We start from the raw sequence: 5,594 nt of genomic DNA, 5'->3' as shown, positions 1-5,594 counted from the left end.
TGGCGGCGATGATGGCGGCGGTGCGCATTCCCGTAACCGTCAAGTGCCGCATCGGGGTTGACGACCAGATCCCCGAAGAGGCCTTGCCCGTGTTTCTCGCAACCATCCGCGAGGCGGGGGTAAGGCGGGTGACGATCCACGCCCGCAAAGCTTGGCTGCAGGGGCTGAGCCCGCGCGAGAACCGGGATATTCCGCCGCTCGACTACCCGCTGGTCAACTGCATGAAACGCGATTTTCCCGACCTGCATATTTCGGTCAACGGCGGAATAGGCACGCTGGCCGAGGCGCGCGCGCAGCTTGACGCGGGGCTGGACGGGGTGATGATCGGCCGGGCCGCCTATTACCGCCCGGCCGAAATCCTGCTTGGTGCTGACCGGGCGATTTTTGACCGGGAGACGCCGGCGAAGACCGCGTTCGATGCCGCCGAGGAAATGCGGCCCTATATCGCCCGGCATCTCGAAGGCGGCGGGCGGCTTCACTCGGTGACCCGCCACATGCTGGGGCTGTTCGCGGGGCAACCCGGGGCGCGCAACTGGCGGCGGATCCTCAGCGAGGGGGCGGCGCAGACCGCCGCCGGGCTGGAGGTGCTGGATGCCGCGCTCGCCGCGATGCGCAATCCGCATCCGGTGCCACCACTTGCGCAGGGTGGCGCGTCCGTCCACCGATAACCGACAATTCCGCGCATTCTCGCAACGGGCCGATGCGGTTACACTTCCGCCGGGCGCTGTCGCCCGGAGTATCGACTTGTGGGAGAAAAGCGATGATCGAGCAAATTGACGGTCGGCCGGAAGGGACGCTTGAGTTCCGGATCATCGGCCGTGTCACCGGTGACGATTACAAGAATGTTCTGGTGCCGGCGATGAACAAGGCCACCGAATACGGCGATCCGGTGCGCGTTCTGGTGCAGGTCGGGCCGGGGTTCGAAGGCTACGACGCCGAAGCCCTCAAGGATGACATGCAGATGGGGCTTCGCCACTGGCGCGGGTTCGACCGGATTGCCGTGGTCACCGATTCCGACTCTGCCCGCGACACGATGAAATGGGTCGCCGTCATGATGCCGTGTCCGGTCATGGTGTTTCCGCTGGACGAACTGGACGCTGCCCGGCGGTGGCTGGCCGAATCGCTCGGGGCGCTGCACACCATCGATCTGGGCGGCCGGCATCTTGAGGTCGCCTTTCTCGGCAAGCTCGATTCCCTGTCGATCACCGACGGCGAGCAGGACATCAACGCCTTCATCAATCGCGAGGGCGGGGTCGACGTGCTGGTCGACCTGCGCGGTTTCGACGGCTGGCAGGGGCTGGATGCGCTGGCGCAGCATTTCAAGCTGATCCGCGATCACTACGATATTCCCAACCATATCGCCGTGGTCGGCAACACGGACTGGCAGCGGCTGGCCGAGCGGGTGATGTCGCGCTTCGTCAAGGCCGATATCCGCTTCTTCGAGGGCGAACGCTACGAGGAAGCCAAGGCGTGGATCATGGCACAATAACCGATTCGCATGCGGCCGGTGCGGGCTGCCGCAGGGTTCAGCCCGCCCGCCGTGCGGCGCGGCCGCCGCGGCGCTTTTTCAGGCGCGGGGCACGTTCGGGAAGCAGGTCCATCACGGCGCGGCGCGCCTCGGGCGTCATGCAACGCCAGGCTGCGATCTCGTCACGCGTCCGCAGGCAGCCGGCGCAGATGCCCTCGGCCGGGTGGATCACGCAGACCCTGACGCAGGGCGAGTCGGGCTCGTCCCTTTGCCAGATCGCGCTGTCGTCGGTGTCTTTCACGATGAATGCCTCAGGTTTGCCATCCGGTCGAGCGCCCCTTGCAGGATAAACCCGGCGGCAACATGGTCGATCACCTCGGAGCGACGTTTGCGCGACGTATCCGCCTCCAGCAGCGCCCGTTCGGCGGCGACGGTGGACAGGCGCTCGTCCCAGTAGGTGATCGGCAGATCGGTCCGCGCCGACAGGTTGCGCGCAAAGGCGCGGGTCGACTGGCAGCGCGGCCCCTCGCTGCCGTCCATGTTGCGCGGCAGGCCCAGCACAATCCCGCCCGCATCGCGGCTGGCGAGCAAATCCAGCAGCGCCGCAGCATCCTGGGTGAACTTGCGCCGCCGGATGGTCTCGACCGGCGTTGCCGTCGAAAGCAGCCGGTCGGACACCGCAACGCCGATCGTTGCCGTGCCGAGGTCAAGCCCCGCAACCGGCCGCATCGGCGGCAGCAGGGTGGCGAAATCCGCAATATCCTCGCAGATCATCGGCGTCAGTCCGTGACACCGGCGGCACGGGCAGCCTCGCGGATCAGGTTCAGCTGCTCGGGGTCGGCAAAGGCGGCCCGGGCCTTTTCCCATGCCGCCGCAGCTTCATCGCGGTTTCCCATGACGCCAAGTGACCGGATCAGCATGGCCCAGTCGGTTGCCGGGCCGCCCTGTGTTTCGAGCCGTGCCGCCAGTTGCGCGATCGCGTCGTCCATGTCTGGTGCAGCCTCTGCCGGCGGCACCGACCCGGCAGCGCCGGCGTTTGCGGCGGGCGCCGGTTCGGGCAGCCCGTTGCCCGCAAGGCCGGACTGTTCCGCCACCCGCCGTATCGGCGCCAGCGTCGCAGGGTCGGGAAAGACCTGTTGCGCCTCGCCCCAGATTGCCGCCGCACGTTCGGTTTCGCCCAGCACGCCAAGCGCCTGGATAAGTTGCGCCCATTCGTCGGGTGTGCCGCCCTGGCTGGCCAGCCGTTCGGAAAGCTGGTCGACCATGCCGCGGATCATCTGCTCGCGGTCATCGCCCGTCATTTCGGCTGCCGCTGCCATGTCTTCCGCCGTCGGTCCGGCTATCGGCGGGGTTGGCGCAGGCGGTGCCTGATAGCGGATTCCCGCCATCGCGGCGATTTCTTCTATGGCGGGGTGGATGGCACGGCTCCACGGCGCGTCGGGCGGACCCTCGCGCAGAAGCGGCTCCCAGATCTGGAAGGTCAGGTCGGGCCGTCCGGTCTGGGCGTAGAGCAGGCCGGTGAAATAGCGCACGATGGGGTCGGCCGGGTTGCGGCTGCGCGCTTCCGAGAGCGCCTCGACGGCTTCGGCCGAAACCAGCCCGCCCGCCGCCTGAACCATCATCGTCGCATAGGTTGCATAGTCCTGTGCGGTCGCGGCATCGCCTTTCAGGTCGATGACCCTGCGCTGCGCCGCGTAGGCGCCGGTCAGGTTGCCGATCTGTGCCTCCTGCCGGGCCAGCAACTGCCAGCCCGCCAGATCGTCGGGGCGTTCGGCAACGGTATCGCGCAGCTTGCCGATCAGTTCGGCGTAATCGGCCGGAACCTCGGGGGCGGGCGTGGCGGGCATCATCCGTTCGGCTTCGGCCTGGCCGGGGCGGCCGGCGCGCAGTTCCTCGGCCTCGGCGAGGCGCTTTTTCATCGGCTGGTCGGGATAGCCGGGCGCGCCGAGCGACTGATAGACCCAGAACGAACCGCCGATGATCGCAACGCCGGCCAGCGCGGCGGCGGCAAGGCTCAGGTTGCGCGGCGCGCGCGCCATCGGGCCGCTGCGCGCCTTGTCGGCGTCAAGTATGCGGCGCTTGATTTCGGTGCGCAGGCGCTCGGCATCGCCGGGTGCGACAACGCCGCGCGCAAGGTCCTTTTCCACCGACTGAAGCTGATCGCGGTAGACCTGAATATCGACCTGTTCCATTCCCCCGTCCATCCGCGCCGGCGGCCGGAGCATGACGCGACCGACCAGGAAAGCTGCGATCAGGGCAAGAACCCCCGCTATCATCCAGAATGTCATTGGGCCTCCCGGCGTCCGTGCACGTCAGCGCCCATGTATCTTCTCTTGCTGCCGGGGCAAACCCCTCTGCGACACCGGACCCATCACGGAGTCGTTTCCGGCCCGCAAGTTGCCGCACTCTGGCAGCAGCCCCTTCGTTTTCGGAGCCAGAACTTGTAGCGTTGCCACAGCCCGCCGACCAAGCCGAGGTACGTCATGCGCCGCTACTCCGCCTTTGCCATCGCCCGCGAAGCGCTCCGCCACAACAGTGGCTGGCAGCGCGCGTGGAAATCGCCCGAGCCGAAGAAAAGCTACAAGGTGATCGTGATCGGGGCAGGCGGGCACGGGCTTGCCACCGCCTATTACCTCGGGCGGAATTTCGGCATTACCGATGTTGCGGTGCTCGACAAGGGCTGGCTGGGCGGCGGCAACACCGGGCGCAACACGACGATCATCCGCTCCAACTACCTGCAGGACCCGTCGGCGGCGATCTATGAAAAGGCGCGCAGCCTTTACGAGGATCTTGGCCAGCGCCTGAACTACAACCTGATGTTCAGCCCGCGCGGCGTGCTGATGCTGGCGCAGACCCGGCACGAGGTGCGCGGCTACCTGCGCACCGCCCACGCCAACGTGCTGCAGGGGGTGGCGACCGAATTCGTCGGCCCCGAACGGGTGAAGGAAATCGTGCCGATCATCAATATCGACGGGCCGCGCTATCCGGTGCTGGGCGGTCTGTGGCAGCCGCGCGGCGGTACCGCGCGTCACGATGCGGTGGCCTGGGGCTATGCGCGTGCCTGTTCGGCGATGGGCATGGACATCATCCAGAAATGCGAGGTGACCGGCATCCGCCGCGTCGCCGGAACGGTTGTCGGGGTGACGACGACGCGCGGCGATATCGACTGCTACAAGCTGGCTATCGTGGTGGCGGGGCATTCGGGGCATCTGGCCGGGATGGCCGGCTTCCGCCTGCCAATCGAATCGGTGGCGCTTCAGGCGCTGGTCTCCGAACCGATCAAACCCTGTATCGACTGCGTGGTCATGGCCAATACCGTGCACGGCTACATGAGCCAGTCGGACAAGGGCGAACTGGTGATCGGCGGCGGTGCGGACGGCTGCAACAACTACACCCAGCGCGGCAGCTTCCACCACATCGAGGAGACCGTGCGCGCCCTGATCGAGACCTTCCCGGTGATCTCGCGGCTGAAGATGATGCGCCAGTGGGGCGGCATCGTCGACATGACGGGCGACCGCTCGCCCATCATCTCGAAAACGCCGCTCGGCAATTGCTACATCAACGCCGGCTGGGGTACCGGCGGCTTCAAGTCCATCCCCGGCTCGGGCTGGGCGATGGCCGAACTGGTGGCCAACGGCGAGCCCGGGCCGCTGGCCGCCGAATTCGGCCTGAACCGCTTCCGCGAGGGGCGGTTCATAGACGAAAGCGTGGCGGCGGGGGTGGCGCACTGATGCGAAAATCCGCGCGGATATCGGCAGGGGTGCCGGGCCGGCAAGCGCCGGTGATGCCCGCGCCCGCGCGCGTCCTGAGCGAGGGGCACGATGGCGATTTCTGAACAGATGGCCGAAACGCTGCGCAGCGATCTCGGGTTCGAGCCGGGCCTGTCCGAGAAACGGATGTTCGGCGCATTGTGTTTTCTGATCCATGGAAACATGGTTGCCGGGTTGGACTCGAGCGGCGCTTTCTATCGCCCGGGCAAGGCGGGACTTGAGCGCGCGCTCGCGCTGCCCGGTGTTACGCGGATGATGAACGGCGCGCGGCCCATGGGCGGTTTCGTCCGTCTCGACGACGACGGTTTCGATGACGATCTCACCCGCGAGACGCTGACCGAGATGTCGTTCGCCTT

General features: G+C 67.1%; 7 protein-coding genes. 4 read left to right on the top strand and 3 right to left on the bottom strand.

What is annotated here, in order from left to right; genetic code table 11:
- Together ACK5IR_RS11845 and ACK5IR_RS11840 are read left to right on the top strand one after the other, a co-directional pair.
- Positions 1 to 668 (top strand): tRNA-dihydrouridine synthase (locus ACK5IR_RS11845; RefSeq protein ID WP_416929144.1); only part of this gene is annotated, 668 nt, incomplete at its 5' end.
- A gap of 92 nt (positions 669 to 760) precedes the next feature.
- The gene (locus ACK5IR_RS11840; protein WP_416929142.1) at positions 761 to 1,489 is read left to right on the top strand and encodes an STAS/SEC14 domain-containing protein; all 729 of its coding nucleotides are present in this window, start codon (positions 761 to 763) and stop codon (positions 1,487 to 1,489) included.
- Between the two features lie 37 nt (positions 1,490 to 1,526).
- Here the strand turns inward: ACK5IR_RS11840 and ACK5IR_RS11835 are convergent, their stop codons facing one another.
- From ACK5IR_RS11835 to ccmI, 3 genes are read right to left on the bottom strand one after another with little or no spacing between them, the layout of a single operon-like run.
- A complete protein-coding gene (locus tag ACK5IR_RS11835; RefSeq protein ID WP_416929140.1) occupies positions 1,527 to 1,769 on the bottom strand; it encodes a DUF1289 domain-containing protein in 243 nt (80 codons plus the stop codon).
- Positions 1,766 to 2,242, bottom strand: coding sequence for a Holliday junction resolvase RuvX (ruvX, locus tag ACK5IR_RS11830; RefSeq protein WP_416929138.1), 477 nt, complete (start codon positions 2,240 to 2,242; stop codon positions 1,766 to 1,768). Before ruvX ends, ACK5IR_RS11835 begins: the two co-directional genes overlap by 4 nt.
- 5 nt (positions 2,243 to 2,247) lie before the next feature.
- Positions 2,248 to 3,756, bottom strand: a complete 1,509-nt coding sequence (gene ccmI / locus ACK5IR_RS11825) for a c-type cytochrome biogenesis protein CcmI (RefSeq protein ID WP_416929136.1) — start codon at positions 3,754 to 3,756, stop codon at positions 2,248 to 2,250.
- 195 nt (positions 3,757 to 3,951) lie between these two features.
- Here ccmI and ACK5IR_RS11820 point away from each other — a divergent pair, with 195 nt between their 5' ends.
- Together ACK5IR_RS11820 and ACK5IR_RS11815 are read left to right on the top strand one after the other, a co-directional pair.
- Positions 3,952 to 5,199, top strand: coding sequence for a sarcosine oxidase subunit beta family protein (locus ACK5IR_RS11820; protein ID WP_416929134.1), 1,248 nt, complete (start codon positions 3,952 to 3,954; stop codon positions 5,197 to 5,199).
- Between the two features lie 90 nt (positions 5,200 to 5,289).
- A partial coding sequence (locus tag ACK5IR_RS11815; RefSeq protein WP_416929132.1) for a TfoX/Sxy family protein occupies positions 5,290 to 5,594 on the top strand: 305 nt, incomplete at its 3' end.

This window comes from Tropicimonas sp., from assembly GCF_047971885.1.
Classification (GTDB): domain Bacteria; phylum Pseudomonadota; class Alphaproteobacteria; order Rhodobacterales; family Rhodobacteraceae; genus Tropicimonas.
The sequence above is the reverse complement of the archived record's forward strand: the minus strand, read 5'-3'. Positions and strand labels throughout refer to the sequence as shown.